General features: G+C 54.4%; 12 protein-coding genes. 8 read left to right on the top strand and 4 right to left on the bottom strand.

The genetic code is table 11. The features are described from left to right. The first annotated feature begins 150 nt into the window (after positions 1 to 150). From M5M_RS19695 to M5M_RS15405, 3 genes are read left to right on the top strand one after another with little or no spacing between them, the layout of a single operon-like run. Complete coding sequence (locus M5M_RS19695) at positions 151 to 2,628, top strand: ATP-binding protein (RefSeq protein WP_016389716.1); 2,478 nt, start codon at positions 151 to 153, stop codon at positions 2,626 to 2,628. Next, positions 2,618 to 3,043, top strand: a complete 426-nt coding sequence (locus M5M_RS15410) for a response regulator (RefSeq protein ID WP_015048425.1) — start codon at positions 2,618 to 2,620, stop codon at positions 3,041 to 3,043. Before M5M_RS19695 ends, M5M_RS15410 begins: the two co-directional genes overlap by 11 nt. 4 nt (positions 3,044 to 3,047) lie before the next feature. Further along, a complete protein-coding gene (locus M5M_RS15405) occupies positions 3,048 to 4,706 on the top strand; it encodes a two-component system response regulator (protein WP_015048424.1) in 1,659 nt (552 codons plus the stop codon). 37 nt (positions 4,707 to 4,743) lie between these two features. Here M5M_RS15405 and M5M_RS15400 read toward each other — a convergent pair whose 3' ends face one another. After that, positions 4,744 to 5,091 carry a rhodanese-like domain-containing protein gene (locus M5M_RS15400; protein WP_015048423.1) on the bottom strand — a complete coding sequence of 116 codons (348 nt, stop codon included), beginning with the start codon at positions 5,089 to 5,091 and terminating at the stop codon, positions 4,744 to 4,746. A gap of 291 nt (positions 5,092 to 5,382) precedes the next feature. Continuing rightward, positions 5,383 to 5,571, bottom strand: coding sequence for a YgaP family membrane protein (locus M5M_RS15395; RefSeq protein WP_015048422.1), 189 nt, complete (start codon positions 5,569 to 5,571; stop codon positions 5,383 to 5,385). Between the two features lie 140 nt (positions 5,572 to 5,711). Here M5M_RS15395 and M5M_RS15390 point away from each other — a divergent pair, with 140 nt between their 5' ends. From M5M_RS15390 to M5M_RS15370, 5 genes are all read left to right on the top strand, one after another. Beyond that, entirely contained in the window at positions 5,712 to 9,026 is a 3,315-nt protein-coding gene (locus M5M_RS15390) for an efflux RND transporter permease subunit (RefSeq protein WP_015048421.1), read from the top strand. Continuing rightward, positions 9,019 to 10,104, top strand: a complete 1,086-nt coding sequence (locus M5M_RS15385; protein WP_015048420.1) for an efflux RND transporter periplasmic adaptor subunit — start codon at positions 9,019 to 9,021, stop codon at positions 10,102 to 10,104. The genes M5M_RS15390 and M5M_RS15385 overlap by 8 nt, the downstream gene beginning before the upstream one ends. Before the next feature lie 111 nt (positions 10,105 to 10,215). After that, positions 10,216 to 10,533: a DnaJ domain-containing protein gene (locus M5M_RS19690; RefSeq protein ID WP_015048419.1), complete on the top strand. Its 318-nt coding sequence runs from the start codon at positions 10,216 to 10,218 to the stop codon at positions 10,531 to 10,533. 337 nt (positions 10,534 to 10,870) lie between these two features. Beyond that, complete coding sequence (locus M5M_RS15375; RefSeq protein ID WP_015048418.1) at positions 10,871 to 11,362, top strand: DUF6841 family protein; 492 nt, start codon at positions 10,871 to 10,873, stop codon at positions 11,360 to 11,362. A 24-nt stretch (positions 11,363 to 11,386) separates the two neighbouring features. Further along, a complete protein-coding gene (locus M5M_RS15370; RefSeq protein ID WP_015048417.1) occupies positions 11,387 to 12,259 on the top strand; it encodes a LysR family transcriptional regulator in 873 nt (290 codons plus the stop codon). 541 nt (positions 12,260 to 12,800) lie between these two features. Here M5M_RS15370 and M5M_RS15360 read toward each other — a convergent pair. Both M5M_RS15360 and M5M_RS20250 read right to left on the bottom strand, forming a co-directional pair. Continuing rightward, a complete protein-coding gene (locus tag M5M_RS15360; RefSeq protein WP_015048415.1) occupies positions 12,801 to 13,235 on the bottom strand; it encodes an NADAR family protein in 435 nt (144 codons plus the stop codon). A 408-nt stretch (positions 13,236 to 13,643) separates the two neighbouring features. After that, positions 13,644 to 14,102 (bottom strand): hypothetical protein, encoded by a 459-nt coding sequence (locus tag M5M_RS20250; RefSeq protein WP_144062480.1) that lies wholly within the window; start codon positions 14,100 to 14,102, stop codon positions 13,644 to 13,646. Positions 14,103 to 14,153: the final 51 nt, after the last annotated feature.

Raw genomic sequence — 14,153 nt, 5'->3', positions numbered from 1 at the left:
GCTGCCTCACCATTGGGGCAGCCTTTTTTACAATCCCCGCTAGCTTCATCCCCTACTTGCCAACCGATGCCAACCATCTATATTTAAGGCGTCGCCGTTCGTGTAGACATCTCTATGGAAGTGAGACGCAGGTACATTGCAGGCCAAGGGGTGGCCGCACAACTCGTGCTGGCCGCCGCATGCCTGGTCATGCTTGGTTGGTATTTTCATTGGCCCCGGGTACTTCAGGTCAACCCGGCGTGGGCCCCCATGCAATTCAATACCGCCCTTGGCTTCCTGCTCATCGCCGTGGGCATGCTATTGGAATCCAGGCCACTGCTTCGTCGCGCTGCTGGCGCGCTCCTGATCCTGATGGGCAGCGCCACTCTCTGGCAGTACGCCTTCGCCACCGACCTCGGCATTGACGAGCTGTTTATGCAGCACTATTTGCAAACCCGCACGTCGCACCCCGGGCGCATGGCGCCCAATACCGCGGCCGGGTTTGTGTTGATGGGTATTGCATTCTTGCCGGGTGCATTGAGCCGCTGGCAACGGCTACTGGCCGCGCCCGCCGCCAGCCTGACACTTGGCTTAGCGGCATTGGCACTGGCAGGCTACGCCACCAACATGACCTTTGCCTATGGCTGGCGGGCCATGACCTCCATGGCGGTTCATACGGCAGCCCTGTTTTTACTGACGTCGACGGCCTTGCTCACCACACAGTACCGGCACAGTAAAAAACGACCGGAAACACTGATTCAATGGCAGACCGCAACGATCATACCCGCCGTCGTGTTTGTCCTGCTGGCTCTGCAGTTACCGCACATCCGCGGCCAGGAGCTACTCCAACTGGACGCCGCGCAGGCGGATGCAGAACTGCTGACCAACCGGCTGGAAACCCGCATGAAGCTCTATGGCCTCAGGTTGCCGTTGGACCCGGATGGCAGCCGGCTATTGGCAGATGAAATCCGCTTTTTCACCGACAAAAAAAACTACCACTTCAATCTGCTGCAGGACGGTGTACCGTTAGCAGGAAATTACACAGGCCACTGGACCGCGCTGGCCGAACACCCTGTATACCAGGATACGCATCAGCTGACCGTTCAGCTGTTTAACACCGAAGAACACAACAACCTGTTTATCGGTAACTTTTACTTTTCCCTGGTTGTTTCGGGCTTTATTGCGGCTCTGTGCGTGTGGTTGCTGAGGCTCAATCACACCCGCATGCAGGCGCAAGCCATGCTTGAAGCCAGCCACAATCGCCTGAACGTAATGTTCGAGACCAGCCAGCACGGACTCGCGCTGTTGGATCCGGCACTCAATATCCAAAAGAAAAATCCGGCACTCGACGCCATAAGCCAGGCCCCTGCAGCAACAAACCTCCACGATCTGATTCACCCTGCGCTGGATTCCTTGCAGCTCGACACTTTGCTGCAGGAGCCCCAGTTTACGCTGGCAACGCGCTTGGCCGGCACCAGCGTGGAAATCACGGTCAGTCAATTGGGGTTGGGTGGTGAACGCCTGCTCACCTGCAAAGACCTGAGCATGCGAGAGCAAGCCGAGAAAGCCAGCGAAAAAGACAGCCTTATTGAGCAGACGCTGAACGCCACCGGTAGCTACCTGTGTTTGTGCGATGAAGCGGGTGAAATTTTTATCAGCAACAAACCGTTTGACCGGGCTGTGGGTACCGATGTGGCCGACGCGGGCATACGCATCGTGGATTATATCCAGCCGGAGCACAGGGCATCTTTTAATACACAATTCAGGCAGGCGCTGGATATCACCGGCGAGCCGCTATCATTGGACTGTCAATTGCGGATAGATGGACGCTGGATCTGGTGTAGCTGCCGCATTACCGGCAATGCCACCAATAACAGCCAACAAAAACTTGTCACCGTTAACTTCCAGTCGATTGAAGAAAAACGCGCGCTGATCGATCAGCTGGAATCCACCATTGAGCAGCTAAGCAAAGCCAATGCCGATGTGGAACAGTTTGCCTACATTGCTTCCCACGACCTCAAGTCACCACTGGTCGGCATAAAAAACCTGAGCGAATGGCTCATAGAAGACTATCATGACAAACTCGATGAAGACGGTCAGAACAACCTCAACCTGATTCGCAAACGCTGCGATCGCATGACCTTACTGCTGGATGATCTGCTGCTCTATTCGCGCGCCGGTACCCGGCCATTGGAGCCGACTTCATTCAGCGTCAATGAATTAGCCCGCGATTTGTGTCAGCTACATGATTGTGCCGAGTTCACTCATATCACGGGCGACGACGTTACGCTTTATTCAGACCGTCGCGCACTGGATATTGTTTTGCGCAATGTCATTTCCAATGCAATCAAACACAATCCGCGCACCGATAAACAGATCCGGATTCACATCCAGACCGGCGATTTCTGCACCATAGAGGTGGAAGACAATGGCCCGGGCGTTGAACCAGCTTACTACGATACCATTTTCCAACCGTTCAAAACCCTGAAGCCACGGGACCAGGTAGAAGGCAGCGGCATGGGTCTGGCCATTACCGCCAAGGCTATCAAACGTTTGCACGGCCGGGTCAGCGTAAACAAATCGGATCTGGGCGGACTCAAGATCACATTGGATGTCCCCCCCATGACGGAGCAGCAACATGAGCAATGAAGACATCACCTTATTGCTGGTGGAAGATGACGATATTGATGCCATGTCAATTGAGCGCAGCTTCAGAAAAAACCGCATCGCCAACCCCATTTACCGTGCCCACGATGGATTGAGCGCCTTGGAAGCACTGGCAACCGGCGAGGTCAAAAGGCCTTTCGTGATATTACTCGACCTCAACTTGCCACGCATGGGTGGCCTGGAGTTTCTGGAAAAATTACGCGCAGAGCCTGATCACAAAGACGCGGTGGTATTTGTCCTCACCACATCAAAAGACGAGCAGGATCAGATTAAAGCATACGAGCTTAATTCAGCTGGCTATTTTCTGAAAAGCGATTGTGGCACCCAGTTTCTTGACGTGGTACATCTTCTTGATGGCTATTGGAAAATAGTCAAGATACCGGCGATTAGGAAGTAAGCACATGGACATATTGGTTGTAGACGATGACGATCTTGATCAACAGCTGTTTCAGCGCGCACTGAAGAAAAGCCTGGATGCAATCAAGGTGTGTTTTGCGGCAAGTGTTGGCGAGGCACGCAACATGATCAACACCATGAATTTCGACGTCATACTACTGGACCAACACCTTCCGGACGTCGACGGTATCAGCTTTCTCAACGAGCTGAAGCTCAACCAATCAGCCAACAAATGCACGGTGGTCATGGTGAGCAACAGCACCGATGAAAATCTGGCGCTTGAATGCCTGAAGGCTGGAGCGCAGGATTTCGTACTGAAGTCATCCATCAATCCCACCATGCTAAAAACCGTCATCGCCAATGCAAAAACCCGCAAGGAACTGGAAGCCAAACTTCTTGCCAGTCACGAACGCACCCGAATTCTGGCGGAGCGCGACACCCTGACGGGCCTTTGCAACCGGTTCTTTTTTGAGCAAACCGTAACCAATGCACTGGCGTCACGGCGCCAGAAAAAACTGGTCTCCCTGATGTTTATCGACCTCGACAATTTCAAGAAAATCAACGATACCTGGGGGCACAAACACGGCGACGCACTATTAACCCGCGTGGCGCGTCGCATTTCCAGCTGCCTGCGCGGCAGTGAATTATTTGCCCGCTTTGGCGGTGATGAATTCGTTATCTTCCTGCAGGAAGTCCACTCCGCTAACGAAATCACCCGAATCGCCAACCGCATACTGCAGGTATTGCCTGCCCCCTTTGAGTTTGATGGTTTTACTTTTTACACCTCCGCAAGTATTGGCATCAGTACGCAGGCGAGCGAAAACATAGACGCCGACACACTGATCACGCAGGCCGACATTGCCATGCATCGCGCCAAGCAGGACGGCAAAAACCAAGTGTGTTTTTTTGAAGCTGACATGCAAGCGGAATTTTCCCGCCGCGTCATGATCGAAAATGGCCTGAGAAAAGCGCTGACTCACGAAGAATTTGTCCTGCATTTTCAACCCATCGTCGCCATCAGCAATCGCCAGATTCGCGGTTACGAGGCTTTGGTGCGCTGGCAAAGAGAGGGTGTACTGACCCCGCCCAACGACTTTATCCCCATTGCCCAGGAATCCAATCTGATTATGGATATCGGTCACTGGGTCATCCGTGAAGCCATCCGTCAACTTTCAGTGTTAGATGCCGATCATTACGTCACGGTCAACCTGTCGCCGCTGCAACTGCGCGATCCGGAGCTGCCCAGCTTTATTATTGCGCAGGCTGCCAGTTACAACCTGTCACCGGAGCGATTGGTACTGGAGCTGACTGAGACAGCGTTTACCGATCAACGTGCAGATGTTTACCAAGCGGTGAGTGATTTACGAAAGGCCGGTTTCAACGTCGCGCTGGACGATTTCGGCACCGGGTTTTCTTCCTTGTCTCATTTGCGGGATCTGCCTATCAGCACGGTAAAAATTGACAGATCCATGCTGCCCGAGAAGAAAAACCCTCGCCAGGAGAAACTGCTGAAAGGCCTGGTACAAATGATTCAGGCTTTGGAGCTGGACATAGTGATTGAAGGCGTTGAAACCGAAGCACAGCATCAATTGTGCCGAAGCCTCAATATCAGCAACGGACAGGGCTATTTATACGGCAAACCTGCGCCCTTCGCACACCATTAGCCGGCCGCAAAAACCTTTTGCGGCCGGCTGACGGCCATCAGAAAGTGCCGCACACCTGATCGACACCGCATGCCAAGGCGGTCACCTGCGTATAGCCCATACGCAACAACTGTTCGGCCGCCAGCGCAGCACGGCCACCGGTGGCGCAGTGAATATAGATGGGCTGATCGGCGCTCGCGCACAGCTCGCCAATTTTCATCTCCAACACGCCACGGGGAATGTTGATGGCACCCTTGGCGGCCTTCGCCGCCGCTTCGCCCGGCTCTCGCACATCCACCAGAATGCCCTGGTTATTCGCCATTTCCGCCTTGGCGGTGGGCGCATCCACACAACGCACGTTGGCGCGTGCCTCGGCCACTAACTCGGGAACGGTTTTCAATGCCATGGTTTTTCTCCTATGAACAGGCTGTAAAGGAACCTCTGAATAACTCTGGTGCCGCTCTGGCTACCAGCAAATTTCGTGCACTAGGCGCGGCTTCGAAGGCATACCGGGGTCTGTCGAGAAGTCGCAACACCGCGCATGGAATTTGCTGGAAGCCCCGGAGGGCGTGTCCTGTAGCGGCCATCCGCTGCGTTGAGCTTCTTGCTAAGGGCTACGGCCATTAGCTACGAAACTCGCCTTGCGGCTGACCGCTACAGGTCACGCAGAGCGGTACCAGAGTTATTCAGAGGTTCCTTAACCTTTCAAGCCCAGCTTCCGGAACATCCACATGGCCGGGCACCATCGGGTGAATGCCGACTGAAGCAGGTTAGCACCTACAAAGGCGGTGAATGCCAGAAACCAGGGGTTAACCCATACCGCCAGTGCCACAGAGGCCAGCACGGCCACACCGGCCATTAAACGCAACGCTTCATCTACTGTCATTTTCAGATCCTCAATGGTTCAGTATTCATCACCTATCCTCAATGGATGAGGATTGAACAGCTCTATTATATTAGCTATTGCTTAATTAGCAATATTTAATTTAATATGCACACATTCACCCACCCACCGGAAGCCACACAATGAGCCATTGGCTGGACAGAACAGTGGGCAGCACCCTCAAAGGTGGTTTGCCACTGTTTATCTTTATCGCCTCCCTGTTAACCGGCGTACTGGCCCTGCAGTTCACCGCGCGCGAGGAAGAACCCCAGATTGTTGTGCCTATGGTTGACGTGCTGGTACAGGCCCCCGGCCTCAGCGCGCGCCAGACCGAGCGCCAGGTCACCACGCCGCTGGAAAAGCTGCTGGCGCAGATCCCGGGCGTGGAGCACGTTTATTCGGTGTCCCAGACCGGCCAGGCTGCCGTCACCCTGCGCTTCTACGTGGGTCAGGACCGGGAAGAGGCCATTCTCAACACCTACAACAAACTCTACTCCAATCAGGACCGCATCCCGGGCGTGGTGTCCGATTGGTTAGTGCGCCCGGTGGAGGTGGATGATGTGCCTATCATGGTGCTCTCCCTCTGGTCCAGCGACCCCGGCCGCTATACCGATTTTGAGCTGCGCCGTTTCGCCGAGGATATCTCCACCGGCTTGCAGGCCATTCCGCAAACCAGCGAAGTGAAAGTGGTGGGCGGCCGGCCGCGCACCATCACGCTGAAGGTTAAACCCGAAGCCCTGAGTGCGCGCAAAATCACCCCGGCCGAAATCGTCAGTGCGCTGGGGCTGTCCAACCAATTGCAATCCGCCGGCCTCTGGACCTTTAACAATGAAGCCATTCAGCTGGAATCCGGCGACTTTATCCGCACCCGCGCCGAGCTGGAGCAGTTGGTGGTGAGTGTCATTGATGGCGTGCCAGTGTATTTACAAGATCTGGTCACCATCAACGACGGCCCGGAAGAAGCCCGTCACTACACCTGGATTGATTTTGCCCCCGGTCACCCAGAATTCCGCAGCGCCAATGACGGCTACCCGATGGTGGCTATTTCTGTCGCCAAGCAACGCGGTTCCAATGCGGTAACCGTGGCCGACGCGGTGCATCAATTGATTGCAACGCTTGAGCAGGAACTGCTGCCGCCGGAAATTCAGGTGGAAGTGATCCGCGATTACGGCCAGACCGCCAACGAAAAAGTGAACAATCTCACCAGCAGTCTCGGCTTTGCGATTATTACGGTGGTGATTTTTATCGGCGTGTTTCTGGGCTGGCGCCAGGCCTTGGTTGTGGGCCTGGCGGTGCCAATCTGTTACGGCGCCACACTCGGTCTGGACATGGCCTTTGGCTACACCATAAATCGCGTCACCCTGTTTGCGCTGATCCTCTCACTCGGCCTGTTGGTGGACGACCCCATCACCGGCGTGGACAACATTTCGCGCTTTCTGAAAGAAGGCAGCGGCAGCAAAGCCGAGCGCATTGTGGGCGCCATCAGTGAACTCAAAGTCCCGCTGGTCATGTCCACGCTCACCATCGTACTGGCGTTTGTGCCACTGGCGTTCATTACCGGCATGATGGGACCTTACATGGCACCCATGGCCTTTAATGTGCCGGTATCGGTGATTGCCTCCACGCTGGTGGCGTTTCTGGTCACGCCCTGGCTCGCAAGCAAATTCCTCAAAGCCGACGACTATGTGGCCGAACCCAGCGCGAATAACGAGAGCGCCTATGCGCGCATGATCACCCCGTTACTGGACAACCCCCGCCGGGCCAAGGGCGTACTCTGGATCATGCTGGCCTTGTTTATTGGCGCGGCCCTGCTGCCCATGTTCCGCACAGTGCCATTGAAGCTGCTGCCATTCGACAACAAAAACGAAGTGCAGATAGTGGTGGACATGCCCGAATCGGCCTCACTGGAACAGACCGCCGCCATGGCCCGGCGCATTTCCGCGCAAGTGAGCCAGGTGCCGGAAGTGCGCGCCGTGGCCGCCTTTGTGGGCACGCCCTCGCCCATGGATTTCAACGGCATGGTACGCCGCTATTATCAGCGTACCGGCAACCACATGGCCGACCTTCGCTTAACGCTGGTCGACAAGACCGAACGCGAACATCAGTCCCACGGCGTGGTCCTGCGCCTGCGCGCATTACTGGCTCCCTTTAATACTGGCGACATCAACATCAAAGTGGTGGAAGTGCCGCCCGGCCCACCGGTGCTGAGCACGCTGGTGGCAGAAATTTATGGAGAAGGGCTGACCGACTACGCAACCCAAAGGGACGCGGCCAGGGTCCTGATGGATCGGCTCGCGCGCGAAGCGCACGTAACCGAAATCGACTCCACCGTGGAAGCGCACCAGAGCCGCCAGCGCTTTGTGCTCGACAAACAAAAAGCCGCGCTCTCGGGTGTGGCCACGGAAGATGTCAACGCCACGCTGGCCATGGCCAACGGCGGCTACAACGCGGGCTTCCTGCAGGGTTACTTACATGCCGAGCGCGAGAGCGCACCGCTGCCGGTGCAGTTGCGCTTACCTGTAGACGAACGGGCCAGCCTGAATGACTTCCTGAGCCTGCAAGTGAAAGGCCGGCCGGGCATCGCCCAACAAAGCAACCCGCAAGGGTTAGAAACCGCGCCTCAACCACTGGTGTCGCTCGGCGAACTGGGCGGGTTTGTGGCACTCGATGCCGACCGCGCGATCCACCATAAAGACCTGCAACCTGTGGTGTATGTGATGGCCGAACTGAATGGCCGCACACCTGCCGAAATCATTGCCGACGTGAACGCCGATCAGGGCGCTGAGCCGGGTGCGGCGCAAACCGAATGGCAATCACGCAATTTCATCACCAGCTTTTTTGCGGGGCCCGGCGACGGCTGGCAATTACCTGCGGGCACTACACTCAAATGGACCGGGGAAGGCGAATGGCGCATCACCAAAGATGTGTTCCGCGATATGGGCCTGGCGTTTGCATTCGCTCTGGCGGCCATCTTTGTGGTGCTGCGCATGCAAACAGCCTCAACCGCCCTGTCGCTCATCATCATGTCGGCCATTCCGCTCACCATTATCGGCATCATGCCGGGCTTCTGGTTCCTGAACCAATGGGGTGAACGGGTAATCGCAGGTAGCCCAGAGCCAGTGTTGTTCACCGCCACCGCCATGATCGGCATGATTGCTCTGGCCGGCATTGTGGTGCGCAACTCCCTGATACTGGTGGAATTCATTACACAGGCACGCGCCGCCGGCAACAGTATTCGCGATGCACTGATTGCCGCCGGCAGCGTGCGCATGCGGCCGGTATTGCTCACCGCAGGCACCACGTTGCTGGGCAATTTAGTGATTACTCTCGACCCGGTTTTTTCCGGCCTCGCGCTCGCCATTATTTTCGGCATTATCGCCTCAACCTTATTCACCTTGATTGTGGTACCGGTGGTTTACCTGCTGGTCTTTGGCAATTCGGAGCACGCCCATGACTGATACACAGACACCCCAACGCAGCCTGCTGCACGCACTGGCCCTGCCCGCAGCCGCCATTGTGTTTCTGTTGCTAGCCGTGGCCTGGTTGGCGGGCGCCTTCGACAGTAAAATCGCGCCCGGCCTGAACGACGCCTCGGTACCGGCGCCAGCAGATTTGTACACGGTCGCTCACCAGCCGCAGCCGGTCTATGAAGCCGTGCCCGCCTCGGTGGAAGCCAAGCAGGCCACCTTAATTTCATCGCGCATCATGGCGCGCATAGATGCGATCAAAGTGCGCGCTGGCGACCGGGTGAAGCAAGGCGATTTACTGATTGTGCTGGAGCAATCCGATTTGCAATCCAAAGTCCGGCAGGCACAAGAACAAATCAAAGCAGTGACTGCGCGCCTCACCGAAGCGCGCCAAAATCTCGCCCGCGCTGAACAGCTGCAATCGCAAGGGCTGCTCGCGGCCGCCGATCTGGATCGCGCGCGCGCCAATGCCGATGCACTCAGCGCGGAGCTTTCGGGCGCAGAACAAGGGCTTAACGAAGCGCAAACCGCGCTTACCTATGCCCAGATCCGCGCGCCCATCGATGGCTTAGTGGTAGACCGGTTTGCCGAACCCGGCGACACCGCCACCCCTGGCACCCGCCTGTTAAGCGTGTACAACCCCAATTCCCTGCGGGTAGAAGCGCAGGTGCGCGAACAACTGGCCCTGGCCTTGACGCCGGACCAGCCGCTCACGGTTGAGTTGCCATCGCTGAACAAAACCCTCGAAGCCCGACTGGAAGAGCGGGTGCCGGCAGCCGATCCGGGCTCGCGCAGCTTCCTGATCAAAGCCCGCCTGACCGATGCGAGCCAGTTGCAGCCGGGCATGTACGCGCGCTTACAAGTGCCCGCCGGCAGCGCCGAGACACTGATGATTCCGCGCACCTACCTGGTGCAGTTCGGTCAGCTCGACCTGGTGTGGGTGTGGACCGATGGGCAGGCTTACCGGCGCTTTGTGAAGCCCGGCCGGATCGACGGTGAACAGATTGAAGTGCTGGCAGGCCTCGCCGCCGGTGACCAGCTGATGCCGCCACCACACAACGAGCATTAACACCGTCACATTTTGGTAAGTCTACGTTGATTTAGACGCCAGCCATTTTTAGACTGCGCCCCGCTCACCGGTCATAAAACCAAAGCCGCTCCGGTGGGCGCCTACAGGCGCATGCATAAAAAATACTATTCGGTTTTAGGGTTAACAGACGCTGCCTGTGCCAATACGGTAAAACATCAGTTCCGCCGGTTGGCCATGCAGCACCACCCCGATCGCACCGGCGGCCGCCCGAGCGATGAATACCTGCGCCTGTGCGAAGCTTACGAACAACTGAAACCGCATTTAAAACCGGCGCCGGAGACTGCGCTGACCATTCGCAGCCCCGCCCCTGAGCGCCGCCGCGGGCGGCGCGGATCGCCCTCGCAACGGCGCTTCAGCATCATCCTGGAAACCGACTTTCTGGGCACCCGGCTGGATGACTTTGCCTAGCAGGCTGGCTGGCCTCGTCATCAGTTGTCCATGTCATTGAATCATTAAAGTCGCACATCGATTGACTGATCAAAAAGCGCTTATGGACGCAGTTCAGACTGACAAAGATCCACAAAAACCACTGCAACGAATAAGTGCTTTAGACGCGGTTCACTGAGCACAGTGGCCCAACTTTCCCCCGGGGCTCACCCCCGGCAGAAATAGCAGAGTGAGCCCCAATGCAGGTGGTGCATATATGCACCATGCAGGATAAAAAACTCTCCACCCAATCATAAGGTTATATTGTTAGACTCGACCTGAGGATCACCCATAAAACACGACAAATAAAGGATCAAAGATGAAAATCACACAACTGCTGCGCGGGATAATTTTAACGGCCATGCTGCTTCCCCTGTCTGCTAACAGCAGCACCAATGGCCAAACCGCCATAGCGGAAGCCGAGATAAAAAAACTGTTCAGCGGCTACATGGGAAAATACAACCATTACATTGCACAAGGTGTGCTGCCCGAAAATCCTGACCTCTATGCGGACAATCTTGTTGTGATGTCGTCCGCAAGGGACGCAACGAGCGTTACGTCAGATGAAATGTATCGACAAGTCACCGTTTTCTTGGACTCACTCAAGTCTAAAGGAGTAAAATCGGTCACTTGGGAAAGTGTCGACATTACGTTATTAGACAGCAATCTGGCGCTGGCAAGTAACGTCGCGGTTCGTTTCGACGAGAAAGGCGAAACCCTCAGCCGGGTAGGCGCGACTTATTTCCTGAACAAAATAAAAAATGAATGGCGCATTACCGCTTTTGCCGTTCACAACCCCGACTATCGCTGATTTATTTCATAACACGGACGCTCAATGATCAACTGGGATGACTATCGGGTTCTATTGGCAATACAGCGCAGCAACTCTTTACGTACTGCAGCCAAAGCCCTGGGCGTCAACCACTCCACTGTTCAACGCAGGTGCGCTTCGATCAATCAAAAGTCCGCCAGCACCATTGTAGAGCAAGCAGGCAACAATTACCGGCTGTCCGAGTTGGGCGTGGCGCTGGCAAAAACAGCGGAAAAAATTGAGCAGCTGATTGCAGAAGATGAACGCATGTATGCGGTGAACCGCATTGCGCTGGCAGGCGAAATAAAGCTGTCTCTGCCGCCACCCATCCTTCAATTTCTACTGCTCGATGACATCAATGCATTTCGCCGTGCACATCCCGGCATTAAACTGACCATCGAATCGTCGTTCATGCTTGCGGATCTTGACCTGTCGGAGGCCCAGGTGGTCATCAGGGTATCGAATCAACCCGATGACCACCTGATTGGGCACCGGCTGTTTCCCATAGGCGTAAATTACTATGCGAGTAAAGACTACCTTGATGACACGAACCATCGGGACCTGCAGTGGATAACCGCTCAGGCCGGGGTTGAACACAATGCCTGGATTGCAGACTCGCCCTATCCCGATGCACCCTGTCATTTGAGCATCGATGATCTGACCGCCCGACACCAGGCTGCCGCTAACGGCCACGGCATGATCCGGGGTGCAAACTACATTGCAAGCCACTTTCCCAATCTGGCGCCGATAGACAACTCACCCGACATGCCTTTTCAGGATATCTGGGTACTGACCCACCCGGACTTCATTGGCCTCCCTCGCATCAAGCGGCTGATGCAAGCGCTGATTTCTGCACTGAAGAAAAAAAGGGAGATTGTTGTGGGCAACAATAAGTAATTTGAAAAAATTGATAAGGCTCTCCACAAATCGATCGAAGGCATAGCTCAGTGGCGGCGGAACGAGGTTTTATGTTAAGCATAAAGGGAGGGGGGAAATGTATTGTCCTACACGTTGATGACCGAGCTACCCGAGCTTGGCCAACTAAAAAGAAAGGAAATAGCCTCGCTGGTAGGATTAGCCCGCATGAACCGCGACAGCAGAAGCTTTCAGGCCAAACGTAATATTCACAGAAAACGGTACAGGATTCGCACAGAGCACTTCATTTCAATGATGCCTCCGGATCAAAACCAGCAGAAATTGAAATCCATGCTCTACAGTCTGGTAAAAGGTGGAAAGCCAAATAAGTAGCGAGAAATCGCTTCTTTGCAGAATTATTCGGTGTAATGCTGATGTTTTTTGCGTGCCATAAGGACACGTCCATATAGCTTAATATAACTATACAGGGTGTCTACTAATCGTGGGTAACTTGGCCTTCTAACGCCCGCAACAAACGCGAGCGTAGCGAGTCGAGGCCGATAGGCCGGTTTGGTTGCGTTTGTTACATTGACAATTTGGCACGAACTTTTACCAATATTTTTCCTAGCTTATTTAAGCCGGTACCATCTTTTCCTGCGCCCCAATAATAGTCACCTGGAGCATTTTCAACGATATCACTGCTACCGGTGGAAAGAAGTAAGTCTCTTAACCTTTCGTGTGTTTGGAACTTCCTTAATATTGCTTCTTCCATAATGCTGTCTTTGATCTCTTCCCAATCTGACCTGATTGGAACTTTTCGGCTACGACCTAGCTCTGCAGCTTGCTTTGCAGTATGGCTCTCCCGAATTTGGTCCCTATAGGTAGATATCTCAAACTTCTGGGCCTGGAAATAGTGCTCTACTGTTTTCCACCAAACACCATCCATTTCTATTCCATGGCTGGAAAAATTAGAAAAATCTCCATAGTCATCATTCTTGGTATAGAAGTAGATAGTCATTTCACGTCTTCAATGTAACGCCCGAAACAACCGCGCGCGCTGTTTGCGCGTCGGTTTGCTTTTGCTTGTTATTGGCCTTTTGCACTGAATATCCTACAGCGTAGGTTTAACAGCTTATGGCCACCAATGGGACAAGAATACCGCACTTGACCCAGCTTTGTACTTGCTTAGTGGCACACCACACTACTGCGTGCCGTACGACCCGGCTATTGGGCCTAACTACTGGCACCAGGAACGAAACTGCAATGCTGATGACAGCACACTCCTTGATGCTGGCGCGCCGAAATGTGGCACGCATCTGAATCCAATCCTTTCTTGCCAACCCCTAAATTAATAAAGGCTCAATAACGCCCGCAACAAACGCGAGCGTAGCGAGTCGAGGCCGATAGGCCGGTTTGGTTGCGATTGTTATGCATTTTCTCTTCTCGCTTTTATTGCCCATTCATAAAATATTAGCAGGCATATACCAAGACCAAATAGTGCTAAAACAATTCTCCAATCTGCGCCACGCTTCAATACTGAGACCAAATTGAATGGTGCCAAGTAAACAGTAACGGCTTGTCCGTTTTCAAGTGATTGCATATTTAGGTTTACTGGCAAGTAAAACCCTATCATACGTGAGTTATGCTCATTGCCATTTAATATGTATCTGTACTCTACTGAAACCCATGATGCGGTAGGAGATTCATTGCCAGATAAAATCGGACTCTTATAGGTAGAAGAGCCACCACCAGCAGACCCGAACACTTCCTTCGAAACAACAATCTTGCCAGGGACGGCTTCAAAAGTATGGGTAAGCAACCCGAGAGCGAAGAATGCTAGCGATGCAGCGATACTAACTAAACCATAGCTTCTTAGTTTATTCATTCAAATTGCATAACGCCCCAAGCACCCGGCCAAAACGCGCATAGCGTTTTG

This window comes from Simiduia agarivorans SA1 = DSM 21679 (assembly GCF_000305785.2).
GTDB classification, from domain to species: domain Bacteria; phylum Pseudomonadota; class Gammaproteobacteria; order Pseudomonadales; family Cellvibrionaceae; genus Simiduia; species Simiduia agarivorans.
The sequence above is the reverse complement of the archived record's forward strand: the minus strand, read 5'-3'. Positions and strand labels throughout refer to the sequence as shown.